General features: G+C 72.6%; 9 protein-coding genes. 5 read left to right on the top strand and 4 right to left on the bottom strand.

From position 1 onward, the window contains the following. Nucleotides 1-16 precede the first annotated feature (16 nt). Both ACLJPL_RS04965 and ACLJPL_RS04960 read left to right on the top strand, forming a co-directional pair. The gene (locus tag ACLJPL_RS04965) at nt 17-694 is read left to right on the top strand and encodes an HAD family hydrolase (protein ID WP_411079398.1); all 678 of its coding nucleotides are present in this window, start codon (nt 17-19) and stop codon (nt 692-694) included. Nucleotides 695-1,074: 380 nt separating this feature from the next. Continuing rightward, the gene (locus ACLJPL_RS04960) at nt 1,075-6,072 is read left to right on the top strand and encodes an NAD-glutamate dehydrogenase (RefSeq protein ID WP_411079397.1); all 4,998 of its coding nucleotides are present in this window, start codon (nt 1,075-1,077) and stop codon (nt 6,070-6,072) included. Between the two features lie 203 nt (nt 6,073-6,275). On the opposite strand, the gene ACLJPL_RS04955 is transcribed toward ACLJPL_RS04960, so the two are convergent. After that, nucleotides 6,276-7,067 carry an ABC transporter ATP-binding protein gene (locus ACLJPL_RS04955; protein ID WP_411079396.1) on the bottom strand — a complete coding sequence of 264 codons (792 nt, stop codon included), beginning with the start codon at nt 7,065-7,067 and terminating at the stop codon, nt 6,276-6,278. Beyond that, nucleotides 7,060-8,016 (bottom strand): ABC transporter permease, encoded by a 957-nt coding sequence (locus ACLJPL_RS04950; RefSeq protein WP_411079395.1) that lies wholly within the window; start codon nt 8,014-8,016, stop codon nt 7,060-7,062. The genes ACLJPL_RS04955 and ACLJPL_RS04950 overlap by 8 nt, the downstream gene beginning before the upstream one ends. A gap of 189 nt (nt 8,017-8,205) precedes the next feature. Between ACLJPL_RS04950 and ACLJPL_RS04945 the strand changes: the two genes are divergently transcribed. Continuing rightward, a complete protein-coding gene (locus ACLJPL_RS04945) occupies nt 8,206-8,817 on the top strand; it encodes a TetR/AcrR family transcriptional regulator (RefSeq protein ID WP_411079394.1) in 612 nt (203 codons plus the stop codon). A 49-nt stretch (nt 8,818-8,866) separates the two neighbouring features. On the opposite strand, the gene ACLJPL_RS04940 is transcribed toward ACLJPL_RS04945, so the two are convergent. Further along, on the bottom strand, nt 8,867-10,102 hold the full coding sequence (locus ACLJPL_RS04940) for a hypothetical protein (protein WP_411079393.1): 1,236 nt from the start codon (nt 10,100-10,102) through the stop codon (nt 8,867-8,869). A 66-nt stretch (nt 10,103-10,168) separates the two neighbouring features. Then, entirely contained in the window at nt 10,169-13,756 is a 3,588-nt protein-coding gene (locus ACLJPL_RS04935) for a CDP-glycerol glycerophosphotransferase family protein (RefSeq protein ID WP_411079392.1), read from the bottom strand. 190 nt (nt 13,757-13,946) lie between these two features. Here ACLJPL_RS04935 and ACLJPL_RS04930 point away from each other — a divergent pair, with 190 nt between their 5' ends. Continuing rightward, on the top strand, nt 13,947-15,074 hold the full coding sequence (locus ACLJPL_RS04930) for a CDP-glycerol glycerophosphotransferase family protein (RefSeq protein ID WP_411079470.1): 1,128 nt from the start codon (nt 13,947-13,949) through the stop codon (nt 15,072-15,074). 138 nt (nt 15,075-15,212) lie between these two features. Then, nucleotides 15,213-15,968, top strand: a complete 756-nt coding sequence (locus tag ACLJPL_RS04925) for a methyltransferase domain-containing protein (RefSeq protein ID WP_411079391.1) — start codon at nt 15,213-15,215, stop codon at nt 15,966-15,968. Nucleotides 15,969-15,979: the final 11 nt, after the last annotated feature.

Below are 15,979 nucleotides of genomic sequence, written 5' to 3'. Positions count from 1 at the left end.
CGGGTACGTTTTCTTCATGACATCCGGTAAGACACGCACGCATCTGGTCTGGGACTGGAACGGCACGCTGCTCGACGACATCCACGCCGTCATCCACGCGACGAACGCCGCGTTCGCCGAGGTCGAGCTCGCGCCGCTCACGCTGGAGCAGTACCGCGAGATGTACTGCGTGCCGATACCCCGCTTCTACGAGCGGCTCCTGGGCCGGCTGCCCACCGAGGCCGAGTGGGAGCGGATGGACGACATCTTCCACCGGTATTACGCGGAGCACCGGGTGGTCTGCGGACTCACCACCGGAGTGGAGGAGCTGCTGACCCGATGGCAGCAGGCCGGACACAGCCAGTCCCTGCTGAGCATGTACGGGCACGAGCACCTCGTGCCCGTGGTGCGGGGGTACGGGATCGAGCCCCGGTTCGTCCGCGTCGACGGGCGTACGGGCCCTTCGGGCGGCAGCAAGGCGCTCCACATGGAGCGGCATTTCGAGGCGCTGGCGGGCCTGGGCGGGATATCCCCGGAGAACTCGGTGGTCATCGGGGACGCGGTGGACGACGCGGTGGCCGCGGCGCATGTGGGGGCGCGGGCGGTGCTGTACACCGGGGGGTCGCACAGCCGGAGCAGCCTGGAGGCCGCGGGGGTGCCGGTGGTGGACAGCCTGGGGGAGGCGGTCGCGCTCGCGGAGACGTTCTCGGGGTGACGGGAGTGACGGGGGTTACAGCGTTCTCGCGGCGGCACTCCAAGCGCGGCTCCTTGCTGTCCGAAGTGGCCAAGTTCAGTTTCTTCTTTTGGACAAATGCGGCTCATGACGGGGTGGGGTGAAGGGGCGATAGCCTGGTCCCGTGATCAGCGCGATACGCCTCGGGGGCAGCGAAGCCCCCGGCCGCCGCCCGGAGTGCCACCGCACCCGGGCGATCCGCGATCTTCCGAACCCGGACCGGCCGTCACAAACGGCCCATGTGGTCCCGGGTGACTCTCGAAGCGGCATAGCGTCGTCCCAGACCGGAAACCCCGCGTCATGGCGGTACGTCGTTTTTCTCACCTACGTCACGCAACGGCGCGCGACAGGAGCCAGAGGACATGCAGACCAAGCTGGACGAAGCCAAGGCCGAGCAGCTCGCACGGGCGGCCCAGGTAGCTGACCACAGCCCGGGCGGTGGTGTCGGCGGCCCGGGCGGTACCCCCCGGGTGCGGGTCGCCGCCTCCGGGGCCGACGAGGACGCCCGTCCGGGTCAGGACGCGGTGCTCGCCTACCTTCAGCGCTACTACCTGCATACGGCTCCCGAGGACCTCGGCGGCCGGGACCCGGTCGATGTCTACGGCGCCGCCGCCTCGCACTACCGGCTGGCCGAGAACCGCCCGCAGGGCACCGCCAACGTCCGCGTGCACAGCCCGACCGTCGAGGAGAACGGCTGGACCTGCCGCCACTCGGTCGTCGAGGTCGTCACCGACGACATGCCCTTCCTGGTGGACTCCGTCACCAACGAGCTCTCCCGGCAGGGGAGCGGCATCCACGTCGTGATCCACCCGCAGGTCACCGTCCGCCGCGATGTCACGGGCAAGCTCATCGAGGTCCTCTCCGGCGGTCCCGGCACCCCGAACACCTCCCGGGGCCGCAAGAACGGCCAGGCCGAGCTGCCGCACGACGCGCTCGTCGAGTCCTGGATCCACGTCGAGATCGACCGCGAGACCGACCGCGCCGACCTCCAGCAGATCACCACCGACCTGCGACGCGTCCTGTCCGACGTACGGGAGGCCGTCGAGGACTGGGGGAAGATGCGCGACGCCGCCCTGAGGATCGCCGACGACCTGCCGGGCGAACCGCTGGACGACCTCGCCGACGAGGAGGTCGAGGAGGCCCGCGAGCTGCTGCGCTGGCTGGCCGCCGACCACTTCACCTTCCTCGGCTACCGGGAGTACGAGCTCCGGGACAGCGACGCGCTCGCCGCCGTGCCGGGCACCGGGCTCGGCATCCTGCGCTCCGACCCGCACCACAGCGAGGACGAGGACCACCCCGTCAGCCCGTCCTTCGACCGGCTGCCCGCCGACGCCCGCGCCAAGGCCCGCGAGCACAAGCTCCTCGTCCTGACGAAGGCCAACAGCCGGGCCACCGTGCACCGCCCCAGCTACCTCGACTACGTCGGCGTGAAGAAGTTCGACGCCAAGGGCAACGTCGTCGGCGAGCGCCGTTTCCTCGGCCTCTTCTCCTCCGCCGCCTACACCGAGTCCGTGCGCCGGGTGCCCGTCATCCGCCGCAAGGTCGCCGAAGTGGTGGAGGGCGCGGGCTTCTCGTACAACAGCCACGACGGCCGCGACCTGCTCCAGATCCTGGAGACCTACCCGCGCGACGAGCTGTTCCAGACCCCCGTCGACCAGCTCCGCTCCATCGTCACCTCCGTCCTCTACCTCCAGGAGCGCCGCCGGCTGCGGCTCTACCTGCGCCAGGACGAGTACGGGCGCTACTACTCCGCGATCGTCTACCTGCCGCGCGACCGCTACACCACCGGCGTGCGTCTGCGGCTGATCGACATCCTCAAGGAGGAGCTCGGCGGCACCAACGTCGACTTCACCGCCTGGAACACCGAATCGATTCTCTCCAGGCTGCACTTCGTCGTCCGCGTCCCGGCCGGCACCGAGCTGGCGCACCTCACCGACGCCGACGCCGACCGCATCGAGGCCCGCCTCGTCGAGGCCGCCCGCTCCTGGGCGGACGGCTTCTCCGAGGCGCTCAACGCCGAACTGGGCGAGGAGCGCGCCGCCGAACTCCAGCGCCAGTACGGCCACTCCTTCCCCGAGGGCTACAAGGCCGACCACTCGCCGCGCGCCGCCGTGGCCGACCTGGTCCACCTCGAAACCCTCAGGGAGGGCGAGAAGGACTTCGCCCTCAGCCTGTACGAGCCGGTCGGCGCGGCCCCCGGCGAGCGCCGCTTCAAGATCTACCGGACCGGCGAGCAGGTCTCCCTCTCCGCCGTCCTCCCCGCGCTCCAGCAGCTCGGCGTCGAGGTCGTCGACGAGCGACCGTACGAGCTGCGCTGCGCCGACCGCACGCACGCCTGGATCTACGACTTCGGGCTGCGGATGCCGCAGACCAACGGCCACACCGGCCACCTCGCCGACGACGCCCGCGCCCGCTTCCAGGAGGCGTTCGCCGCCGTCTGGAAGGGCGAGGCGGAGAACGACGGCTTCAACGCGCTGGTCCTCGGCGCGGGGCTGAACTGGCGTCAGTCCATGGTGCTGCGCGCCTACGCGAAGTACCTGCGGCAGGCCGGCGCGATGTTCAGCCAGGACTACATGGAGACCACGCTCCGCAACAACGTCCACACCACCCGGCTGCTCGTCTCGCTCTTCGAGGCCCGGATGTCGCCGGGCCGCCAGAGCGCGGGCACCGAGCTGACGGACGGACTCCTGGAGGAGCTGGACGGGGCCCTGGACCAGGTCGCCTCGCTGGACGAGGACCGGATCCTGCGGTCCTTCCTCACCGTCATCAAGGCGACCCTGCGCACCAACTTCTTCCAGAACGCGGACGACGGCGCCCCGCACGCGTACGTCTCGATGAAGTTCGACCCGCAGGCCATCCCGGACCTGCCCGCGCCCCGCCCGGCGTACGAGATCTGGGTCTACTCGCCGCGCGTCGAGGGCGTCCACCTGCGCTTCGGCAAGGTCGCCCGGGGCGGGCTGCGCTGGTCGGACCGGCGTGAGGACTTCCGTACCGAAGTGCTCGGCCTGGTCAAGGCGCAGATGGTGAAGAACACCGTCATCGTGCCCGTGGGCGCCAAGGGCGGCTTCGTCGCCAAGCAGCTCCCGGACCCGTCCGTGGACCGGGACGCCTGGTTCGCCGAGGGCATCGCCGCCTACCGCACGTTCATCTCGGCGCTGCTCGACATCACCGACAACATGGTCGCCGGCGAGGTCGTGCCGCCCGCCGACGTCGTCCGCCACGACGAGGACGACACCTACCTCGTCGTCGCCGCCGACAAGGGCACCGCGAGCTTCTCCGACATCGCCAACGAGGTCGCCGTCGCGTACGGCTTCTGGCTCGGCGACGCGTTCGCCTCCGGCGGCTCGGCCGGCTACGACCACAAGGGGATGGGCATCACCGCCCGGGGCGCGTGGGAGTCCGTCAAGCGGCACTTCCGGGAGCTGGGCCACGACACCCAGACCGAGGACTTCACCGTCGTCGGCGTCGGGGACATGTCCGGTGACGTGTTCGGCAACGGGATGCTGCTCTCCGAGCACATCCGCCTGGTCGCCGCCTTCGACCACCGGCACATCTTCATCGACCCGAAGCCGGAGGCCGCGACCTCCTACGCCGAGCGCCGCCGCCTCTTCGACCTGCCCCGCAGCTCCTGGGCCGACTACGACACGGGCCTGCTCTCCCCGGGGGGCGGCGTCCACCCCCGCAGCGCCAAGTCGATCCCGCTGAACAACCACATCCGCGAAGCCCTCGGCATCGACGCGTCGGTGAGCAAGATGACGCCCGCCGACCTGATGCAGACCATCCTCAAGGCTCCCGTCGACCTCCTGTGGAACGGCGGCATCGGCACGTACATCAAGGCCGTCCCCGAGTCGAACGCCGACGTCGGCGACAAGGCCAACGACGCCATCCGCGTCAACGGCGAGGACTTGCGGGCCAAGGTCGTCGGCGAGGGCGGCAACCTCGGCGCGACCCAGCTCGGCCGCATCGAGTTCGCCCGCAACGGCGGCCGGATCAACACCGACGCGATCGACAACAGCGCCGGTGTGGACACCTCCGACCACGAGGTGAACATCAAGATCCTGCTCAACGGCCTGGTCCGGGACGGCGACATGACCGTCAAGCAGCGCAACCAGCTGCTCGCCGAGATGACGGAGGAGGTCGGCTCGCTCGTCCTGCGCAACAACTACGCGCAGAACGTCGCCCTCTCCAACGCCTGCGCGCAGGCCCCCTCCCTGCTCCACGCCCAGCAGCGCTTCATGCGACGCCTGGAGCGCGACGGCGCGCTCGACCGGGCGCTGGAGTTCCTGCCCGCCGACCGGCAGATCCGCGAGCTGCTCGGCAACGGCAAGGGGCTCAGCCAGCCCGAGCTGGCGGTGCTGATCGCCTACACCAAGATCACGGCGGCCGACGAGCTCATCTCCACCGTCCTGCCCGACGACCCGCACCTCCAGAAGCTCGTGCACGCCTACTTCCCGACCCAGCTGCGCGAGCGGTTCCCCGAGGCGGTGGACGGGCACGCGCTGCGCCGCGAGATCATCACGACGGTGCTGGTCAACGACACGGTGAACTCCGCCGGTTCGACCTTCCTGCACCGGCTCCGGGAGGAGACCGGGGCGTCGCTGGAGGAGGTCGTGCGGGCCCAGTTCACGGCACGCGAGATCTTCGGCCTGTCGTCGGTGTGGGACGCGGTCGAGGCCCTCGACAACGAGGTCGCCGCCGACGTCCAGACCCGGATCCGGCTGCACTCGCGCCGGCTGGTGGAGCGCGGTTCGCGCTGGCTGCTGGGCAACCGGCCGCAGCCCGTCGCCATCGCGGAGACCATCGAAGGGTTCCGGGACGGGGTCGAGCAGGTCTGGAACGAGCTGCCCAAGCTGCTCAAGGGCGCGGACCTGGACTGGTACCACTCGATCCTGGACGAGCTGACCTCGGCGGGCGTCCCGAGCGAGCTGGCGGTCCGGGTGGCCGGGTTCTCCTCCGCCTTCCCGGCGCTGGACATCGTCGCCATCGCGGACCGGACGGGCAAGGACCCGCTGGAGGTCGCCGAGGTGTACTACGACCTCGCGGACCGGCTGCGGATCACCCAGCTGATGGACCGGATCATCGAGCTGCCGCGGGCCGACCGCTGGCAGTCCATGGCCCGCGCCTCCATCCGCGAGGACCTGTACGCGGCCCACGCGGCGCTCACCTCGGACGTGCTGAGCGTGGGCGACGAGTCCGCCACGCCGGAGGAGCGGTTCCGGGCGTGGGAGGAGAAGAACGCGGCGATCCTGGCCCGGTCGCGGTCGACGCTGGAGGAGATCCAGGGGTCGGACGCGTTCGATCTGGCGAATCTGTCGGTGGCCATGCGGACTATGCGGACGTTGTTGCGCACGCACGCGTAGGGGGTGCCGTACGGGGGTGGGGGCCGGGGTCTGTTCGGACGCCGGCCCCCTCGGCGTGGGGTCCGTCCTCGAACGCCGGACGGGCCGGGGTTGGTGCGGGCGGGCCGAGAAGCGCCGGGCGCCCCTCGGCCGGGGCTTCGTCCTCGAACGCCGGACGGGCTGGATGTGGCCGGACGGCGGGGAAGCGCGTGGGTGGTGGTGGGCTACTTGCGCTTCGTGAATGCCTCGTACGCTGCCACTACTTCCTTCGCCGGGCCGTCCATCCGTAGCGTGCCCGCCTCCAGCCACAGTGCCCGGTCACAGGTTTCGGTGATCGACTTGTTGCTGTGGCTGACCAGGAACACCGTGCCCGCCTCGGCGCGCAGTTCCTGGATGCGCTCCTTGCTGCGGCGCTGGAACTTCGCGTCGCCCGTGGACAGCGCCTCGTCGATCAGCAGGACGTCGTGGCTCTTGGCGGCGGCGATGGAGAAGCGGAGCCTGGCCCCCATGCCGGAGGAGTACGTGCGCATCGGCAGCGTGATGAAGTCGCCCTTCTCGTTGATGCCGGAGAAGTCGACGATGTCGTCGTAGCGTTCGCGGATCTGCCGGCGCGTCATGCCCATCGCGAGTCCGCCCAGCACCACGTTCCGTTCGCCGGTCAGATCGCCCATCAGGGCCGCGTTCACCCCGAGCAGCGACGGCTGGCCCTGCGTGTGGACCTTGCCCCGGCTCGGCGGGAGCAGGCCCGCGATGGCCTTGAGCAGGGTGGACTTCCCCGAGCCGTTGGAGCCGATCAGGCCGATCGCCTCGCCCTTGTACGCGGCGAAGCTCACCCCCTTCACGGCGTGCACCTGGCGTGCGCCGGGGGTACGGCGGCGCGTGGTGATCCGGCTGAGCGCGGAGGTCGCGCTGCCCCGACCGGTCCGCGCGCCGTTGACGGTGTACGTGATGTGGACGTCGTCCACGACGACGGTCGGAACGCGGTCGTCCGCGAGGGAACTCTTGAGGTCAGCCACGTCCGTACGTCTCCTCCGCCTTCCAGAAGTACACGAAACCGGCCACTCCGCAGAGCAGCGCCCAGCCCGTCGCGACCGCCCACACATGCGGCGGCAACTGCGCCCCCGTGTAGCTGTCGATGAGGGCGAACCGCATGAGGTTGATGAAGATCGCCGCCGGGTTGTACTCCAGCGCCACCATGACCGCCTGCGGCACCCGCTCCCCCTGGAGGAGGTGGTCCAGGCTCCACATCACACCGGACGAGTACATCCAGGTCCGCAGCACGAACGGCATCAGCTGCGCGATGTCCGGGGTCTTCGCCGTCAGCCGGGCCACCGCCATCGACACCCCGGTGTTGAACACCGCCTGGAGCGCGAGCGCCGGAACGGCCAGCAGCCAGGACGGCCGCGGGTACTGGCCGAACACCAGCAGGATCAGGGTCAGCGCCCCCAGCGAGAACAGCAGCTGCTGCAACTGCTGGAGCGCCAGCGCCACCGGCAGCGAGGCCCGGGGGAAGTGCAGGGCCCGCACCAGTCCGATGTTGCCGCTGATCGCCCGGGTGCCCGCGGTGATCGAGCTGCTGGTGAAGGTCCAGATGAAGACCCCGGTGACCAGGAACGGAACGAAGTCCTCCACCCCGCGCCTGGTGTCCATCAGGACGCCGAAGATGAAGTAGTAGACCGTCGCGTTCAGCAGCGGCGTCATGATCTGCCAGACCTGGCCCAGCTTCGCCCGGCTGTACTGGGCCGTCAGCTTGGCCGTCGCGAACGCCGTGATGAAGTGCCGCCGCCCCCACAACTGCCGGACATACGCGGGCAGGGACGGCCGGGCCCCGCTGACCGTCAGGCCGTGCCGGGCGGCCAGGGCGGCCAGCTCACCGGGCGCGTAGGCCGGGGCCGCATGGGCCGGGACGTCCGGAGCGGGGGCGGGAGAGGACGCCGGGGGCGGCGGGGCTGCTGTCTGGCTCACCACGATCGATCACTTTCGACGCAGAGGGAGGGGGGAGGGCGCGGGAGAAGGAGAGGAAAGGAGGAGGGGACGGTACGGTCCCGTGGGGACGCCCTCGTTGGGACGGGACCGTATCGTCGTAACGCTGAGAGTAGGACGCTTGTACGTCGCAACGCAACCGTTCCGTCGCGGCGGACTATCATGCGGGCCATGACCACCGAACGGGGAACTCGCCGCCGCGCCCCCGCGGGCGCGGCCGTCCTGCGCGAGGACGTCACGGACGCCATCCGCGCCGCCGTCTTCGAGGAACTGGCGGCGGTGGGGTTCGCCCGGATGTCCATCGAGGGCATCGCGCGGCGCGCCGGGGTCGGCAAGACCGCCGTCTACCGCCGCTGGAAATCCAAGCTCGCCCTCGTCCTCGACCTGGTCGCGGCCGTCGCCGCGCAGGGGATGCCCGCGCCGGCCACCGGTTCGCTGTACGGGGATGTGCGCGCCGTCCTCGAACTCGCCGCCTACGCCCTGCGCCACCCGGTCGCCTCGCAGGTCATCCCGGACCTGCTGGTGGAGGCGGCCCGCAATCCGGAGATCTCCGAGGCGATCAAGGCCGCCCTGCTCGACCAGCAGCAGGGCGTCGCCGCCGTCGTCGTCCGGGAGGCGGTGGCGCGGGGCGAACTGCCCGAGGACAGCGACCCGGACCGGGCCCTCGACCTCATCGTGGGCCCGCTGTACTGGCGTCTGGTCGTGGTGCGGGGCGAACTGCCCGAGGGGTATCTCGACGACCTGGCCGCATCGGCGGTCGCCGCGCTGCGCGACACCGGCTGAGACGGCCCCTCTCCCAGGAGTCTCACCGCTCCGGCGCGCCCAGCCGTTCTCACCCCGCCGACACGCGTGCCAGCACCTCTCCCGTACGCGGGCTGAACGTCAGCACCGTCGCGTTCCCGGGCAACTGCTGGAAGCGGGTCAGCAGCAGCCACCGCACCCCGTAGCGGGCGGTGATCCCGTCCCGTCGCTCCTGCGGCGTCGACGCGTCCAGGTAGGCGGCGACGGCCCGGCTCCGCTCGCGCCGCTCCGACGCCGCGAGCCCCGCGTCCGGCAGCCCGTCCGCGAGCACGTACGCCCCGTGCCCGGCCAGCGCGTACATCGCCTGGCGGCTGTCCGTGAGCACCACCTCGCCCGGCGGTACGTGTGAGGTCGCCCAGGTGTACGGCTCCCCGGCCGCCGGGACCCCGCCGGTCTGCGGGCGGTTCTCGGCCCCGGAGGAGAGCGGGGCGGGCTGGACGGTGAGCCCGTTGTAGTACGGCCACAGCGCCGCCACGGCCACCGTGCACAGGCAGGCGAACGCCCACCGCGGCACGGTCGGCCGGATCCGGGTCCGCTGCCGCACCGCGATCAGGGCGAGCACGCCCAGCGCCGCGCCGAACGCGGTCGGGGGGTGGACCAGCAGGACGACACCGAGCAGGACGCCGATCCCGGCCGCCTCCGCCCACCGGGGCGTCCTGCCCGGCGGCTGCCCGGAGCCGGTCCCGGGGTCGCGGCTGACGGCGCGACCGGTCCAGGCCCACAGGTGCAGGGCGACCGCGACGGCGAACGTGCTCGGCGCGCTCCACCGGCCCGGGTCCGCCCAGTGGATCAGGGCGAGCGGGACCAGCGTGAGGACCGGCGCCCAGCGGTTCGGGGTCAGCAGCCGGGTGAGGCGGCCGATCCCGGTCAGCAGGAGCGCCAGGTTCACGGCGGCGGACAGGGCGAGCACGGTCTGTCCGGAGAGGCCCCCGACCCGGGCGCCCAGGCCCTGGAGAACGGTGTACGGGGAGTAGTGCGCGCTGGCCACGGCGGGCAGGTCGGTGATCGGGAACGTCGGGTGCAGCAGATCGGCCCGCAGGCGTTCGACGACCGCCGCGTTCAGCCCGGCCTCGCAGCACATCGGCACCTGCCAGGCCGCCGCCGACAGCACCGCCCACAGCAGACCGCCCAGCAGCACGTAGGGCGAGGGCAGCCGGCGGGGCGGCGCCGGCGCCCGCCCGTCGTCGAGGGCCGCCGTGGGCGTGGGTGACGGCGGGAGTGGGGGAGGGGTGTCGGACGGGGCGGGTGTGGCGGAGGAGAGGGGCACGGGTGATGGGTTCCGTGCGCGGGGCCTTCCCTCCCGCCCGCCACTCTTCCGAGGGACAGGCCCTGCCTACTTTTCGCCCGGAGCCGGTCCGTCCGCCAGGAGCCCTTCGCCCGGAGCCGGTCCGTCCGCCAGGAGCCGTTCGCCCGGGGCCGGTCCGTCCGCCAGGAGCCGTTCGCCCGGGGCCGGTCCGTCCGCCAGGAGCCGGTCGACGACCCGGGCCGCCGCCCGGCCGTCGTCCAGGTCGCAGAAGTCGCGCCGGAAGCTCTCGTACGCGTCCGCGTGCCGGGCCGCCAGCGCCCCGATGCCGCGCAGCGCCTGCGCCACCTCGTCCGTCGTGACCAGCAGCGGACCGGGGGCCCGGGTCTCGAAGTCCAGGCAGAAGCCGCGCACGGTGTCGCGGTAGTGCTCCAGGTCGTACGTGTGGAAGAGCATCGGGCGGCCCGTCAGCGCGAAGTCGAACATCAGCCCCGCGTAGTCGGTGACCAGGACGTCCGCGATCAGGAGCAGTCCGGCCGCGCCCGGGTGGCGCGAGACGTCGAGCACGCCGGGTCCGGCCGGGACGCTGCCGGTGACCCGGGGGTGCCGGCGGACCAGCACCGTGTGGCCGGGGCCCAGCGAGCGAGCGAGGGCGTGCGGGTCGAGCGCCGGGTCCCAGCGGTACGGGCCGGGGGCCGTGCGGTCGGGGGAGGCCGCCGGGGGGTGGGCCAGGTGGTCGCGGTAGGTCGGCGCGTACAGGACGACGCGGTGGTCCTCCGGGATGCCGAGCGCGCGCCGGACCTCCTCGGCCGCCTTGTCCCGGTCCGGCGGGAACAGCACGTCGTTGGCCGGCGATCCGGCTTCCAGGACCTCACCCTCGTACGCCAGTGACCTGCGCAGCAACGGGGTGGCGAAGCGGCTCGGGGAGATCAGTGCCGACCACTGGGCCGATCGGTGGGCCAGGGTGGCGAGATGCTGGTGGTCGGCGTAGAGGGTGTCCGTCAGGGCCGCGCCGAAGCGGCCGAGCGGGGCGCCGTGCCAGGTCTGGACGACCGTCTGCCCCGGGCGGCGCTCGAACCAGGCGGGCAGGTGGTCGTCCGTGACGATCCGGCGGGACCGGGCCAGCGCCTCGTACCAGGCGGGGCTGTGCACGGGGACGGCTCGCGCCCCGGGCGGTACGTGGGTGGTGCGTCCTGGCGCGGCACCGGTGACCCACAGGTGCTCGACCTCCGCACCCCGGCGCACGAGCTCGGCGTGCACGGCGCGCGGGGAGTCGCCCCCGCCCGCGTAGAGCACGGTGTCCAGGAGCGGATGAGCCGGGGTGCGCCGGTCGCGGTAGTGCGAGCCGCGCAGGAGCCGTCTGCTGTACGCGCTCCGCTCGGCGACCGGGAGCGCCGGGCCCGCCACCACGGTCAGCCGGTCGCCGTGCCGCCGCTCCAGGGCGAGGGCGGAGTCGCCGCAGGGGAGGCGGGCGGCGAGAGAGGTGAGGACGAGCACGGGGAGGCCGCCCAGGCGGAGGCTCCAGCGGCCTTCGGGGAGGGGCGGGGCGATCCGCGCGGAGAAGCGGGCGGCGGGGTGGCCCTCGACGGTGACCTCGGTGACCGGGACCGTCTCGTGCAGGCTCTCGTGGCGGAGGACGAGCCCGGCCCCGGCCTCGCCGGCGTTGAGCCCGTCCCTGCGGGGCAGGGTCCCCGAGAGCCGCAGCGATCCGTCCGCCAGCCGCTCCGCCCGGTCCGCCACCGGCAGCCCCGCCAGGTCCAGCACCAGGTTCCCCGCCGCGTCCGCGCACGCGGGCGGCGGCAGGTCCGGGGCGGCGGGCAGCGCGAGGCGCGTCCCGTCCGCGAGCAGCAGCCGGGCCTGCCACCGGGCCCCGCTCTCCGCCTCGACCTCGCGGGGGGCCCGGTGCGGGGCGGGCGGCACGGCGGCGAGCTCGTCGAGCGGGATGCGCACCGCGAACGATGTGCCGCTGGGACGAACGCTCCCCTCCGCCGCGCACTCCACCGGCCAGGAGCGCTCATCGGCCCCCTCGCGCGTGAGCAGCAGGGCGGTGGGCCGGGCCTCCCCGCCGAAGAGCCGTCCCGTCAGCTCCAGCGGCTCCCCCGCCGCCCATGCGCTCCCCTCGACCAGCGCCCGCAGCCGGGACACCGTCACCCGGAGCCGGCCGCCCCGGAAGTCGAGCACCGCCCGCCGCCCGTCGCCCAGGTCGTGCACCAGCGGCTGGTCCGCGCCCGCGTCCACCGCGCGTACCGCCACCCGCCGCACCGCCCCGCGCGCCGCCACGACCAGCCCGACCAGCCCCCCGCTGCCGCCGTCCGCCGCACCGGGCAGCCGGTCCGGGTCGAGGACCATCTCGAAGCCCGCCCGGTCGTAGCCGTGCAGCTCCTGCCCGGAGTACACCGTCGCCTCGGGCGCCGGCACCGCCCGCACCGGCACGGCCCGCACGGGAATCACCCCCCGCCCCCCGGCCTCCGCCCGGACCAGCCCCACCCTGAGCTGCCGCCGCGCCGACCCGGCCGGGAGGTTGCGCAGGTAGGCGTACCCGCGCAGCCGGAGTTTCCCGTCCGCGCCCCAGCGCGCTTCCACGAGCCGTGCGACCGCCGGTACGTCGGTGCGCGCGAGCCGGGCGCTCGCGCCGCGCACGCCCGGGTACACCGCCCGCCGCCGCCCCGGCAGTCCCTCCACGGCGAACGTGCCGGTCCCGTTGGCCCGTTCGAAGGCGAGCACGGCCAGCAGCTCGTCCATCCGCCGCTCCCGCACCAGCCGCCACTTGATGCGCAGCTCCACCGGCAGCCCCGCCAGCACCCCGTCCCCCGCCCGGTCGACGAAGGCCCCGGCTCCCTCCAGGAAGGCCGCGCGATACGCCTCGCCGCCCATCGGGAGGCCGTTCATGAAGTAGCCGAAGTCGTCGCGCAGGCAGGACGCGTCGTACGCCCGCCGCTGCGCCGCGTCCCGGCGCCCGCCCAGGAACGCGCTGACCTGCTCGCACGCGGCGATCCGGTCCCGTACGCCCGTGACGTCCGTACGCCGCCGGGTGATCGAGCCCTCCCGCACCCGCCAGTAGTAGACGTGCTCGTGCAGGACGTCGACGGCCCCGGCGAGATAGTGCGCGGGGATCATCACCGGGGTGTCCTCGTACAGCTTCCCCTCGGGGAAGGCGAAGGCGTGCGCGTCCCAGAAGGAGCGCCGGAACACCTTGTTCCACGCCACCCGGTCGGCGAGCAGGCGCGGATCGCGGGTGATGTGGGTGCGGGCCCCGGTGGCGGTCAGCCAGCGGTACTGCCACGCCTGCTGCCGCCCCTGCTCCGTCAGCCGCCACACATTGCCGGTCACCAGATCGGAACCGCTCGACTCCAGCGAGGCGACCATCCGCTCGTACGCGTCGTGGACGACGACGTCGTCGCTGTCCGCGAACGCCAGATAGGGCACGGCGGGAGTGGTGTGCCGGACGCCGGTGTTGCGGGCCGCGCTCAGGCCGGCGTTCCGCTGCCGGACCAGGCGGAAGCGGCTGTCCCGGGCCGCGAACTCCGCCGCGATCGTGCCGCTGGCGTCGGTCGAGCCGTCGTCCACGAGGACCACCTCGATGGCGTCGAGACTCTGCTCCGCCACCGAACGCAGGCAGTCCTCAAGGTAGTCCTCGACGTTGTGGACGGGGACGACAACGCTGAGGAGTGGCTGCATGCCCTGGTCAACAGGGGGCGGGTCCCGGGGTCACGGCACCGACCCGAACGGGTGAATGCGACCCGAGGGCCGGGCGGCGGCGCGATTACCCTCGCGTCCCATGCCCACCAGGTCCATCAGGCCGACCCATTCCACCAGGTCCATCAGGTCCACCAAGGCGTCCGTGAAGCGGTTCGTCCGCCGGCAGGCCATGCGGGCTCTCTACCGCGCCGACCTCCGCCGCCCGCTCGACCCGCACCTCGCCGTCTACGGGGCGTACTGGAACCGGGGCGTCGCCTGCAATCCGGCCGCCGTCCATGCCAAGGCCCGCGAACTCGTCCCGCACATCAAGGGCGTGTGGGTCGTCTCCTCCCGGCACCGTGACCGCGTCCCGCCTGGCGTGCCGTACGTCATCGAGGGCTCGCGGCCCTACTGGCGGGCGATGGCCACCGCCACGTACCTGGTCAACAACTCCAGCTTCCCCGGCGGCTTCACCAAACGCCCCGGCCAGCACTACCTCCAGACCCACCACGGCACCCCGCTCAAGACGATGGGCCTGGACCAGCGCGGCTACCCGGAGTTGGCCCGGAAGGCGGACTTCGCCAAGATCCTGGCCCACGTGGGCCAGTGGGACTTCAGCCTCTCCGCCAACCCGCACAGCACCGAGGTCTGGGACCGCGTCTACCCGGGCTCGTACGCACACCTCGACCTCGGCTACCCCCGTAACGACGCCTACTTCACCGCCACCGCCGAGGACATCGCGAAGATCCGCGCCGAACTCGGCATCGCGACAGACCAGTTCGCGCTGCTCCACGCCCCCACCCACCGCGACTACCGCGAGGGGTTCGTGCCCGATCTCGACCCGGAACACCTCGCCCGTGAACTCGGCCCGCGCTACGTGGTGTTGGTGCGCGCCCACTACTTCTACGGGCGGCCCGCCGGAATCCGGGGCGCGTCGACCGGCCGGGTCCTGGACGTGACCGAGCACCCCCGTGTCGAGGAACTCTGCCTGGCCGCCGACGCGTTGATCACCGACTACTCGTCCCTCGCGTTCGACTACGCCTGCCTGGACCGCCCGATCGTCGTCCACGCCCCCGACTGGGACGCCTACCGCACCGCGCGCGGCACGTACTTCGACCTGCTCTCCGGCCGGCCCGGCGACACCCCCGGCCCCGTCACCACCACCCCCGACGAGCTGGTCGAGGCGTTCCGGTCGGGACGGTGGCGCTCACCCGCCTCGGCCGCGCTGCGCGCCGCGTTCCGGGAGCGGTTCTGCCCGTACGACGACGGGCGCGCGGCGGAACGGGTCGTCCGGCGGTTCTTCGACTGCCCGGAATGACGGGGTTCGGGCCACTCGAACGGCTCACGACCGGCTGCCCGGGCGACTCCTCGGGGCCGTACGGTCGTTGATCCCCGACAGCGACAGCCCGCGCACACCCGCCATGTCCCGCGCACACCGCCATGTCAGGAGACGTCCATGCACCGGTCCGCCTACGAGCAGATGGAACTCTGCGTCAGGGAGTACCTGCCCGCCGAGGGGCCCGCGTCCGGCGGCCGGTACCGCGTGGTCGACCTCGGGTCCCGTATCTCCGGCAAGCAGACCCGCACCCACCGGGCGCTGCTCGCCGGGCACCCCATCGACTACTTCGGCGTCGATGTGCAGGACGGGCCCAACGTGGACGCGGTGATGAAGAGGCCGTACCGCATCCCCGCCCGCTCCAACAGTGCCGATGTGGTGCTGTCCGGGCAGGCGTTCGAGCACATCCCGTTCTTCTGGGCGTCCATGCTGGAGATCGCCCGGGTCCTGAAGCCGGGCGGCCACGCCTTCATCACCGCGCCCTCGCGCGGCCATGTCCACGATGCCCAGGACTGCTGGCGCTACTACCCGGACGGGTTCCGCGCGCTGGCCGCGCACTCCCGGCTCGAACTCCGGGAGGCGTACACCGACTTCCCGCCGCAGGCGGGCATCTGGCACGACTACCGGGCCATCGACAAGAAGGCCGCCTACTGGGGCGACTCGGTCGGGGTCTTCCGCAAGCCGCAGGGCTACCCCCGGCTGACGATGTTCGCCGTACGGGGGCTGGCGGTCTGGTGGGCCAACCGGGTCGGCGGCGTGGACGGCGTCCCGGTGCCCCGGCCGGTCGAGGGCCGCGAGCGGTGCGGACGCCCGAAGGCCGTGCCCACGCAGGCGCCCTCGCTCGAACAGGACACCCCCCGATCAATGACAGGTTGACGAAAAGTGAC

Origin of the sequence: Streptomyces sp. cmx-18-6 (genome assembly GCF_046548915.1) — a bacterium.
Classification (GTDB): domain Bacteria; phylum Actinomycetota; class Actinomycetes; order Streptomycetales; family Streptomycetaceae; genus Streptomyces.
The sequence above is the reverse complement of the archived record's forward strand: the minus strand, read 5'-3'. Positions and strand labels throughout refer to the sequence as shown.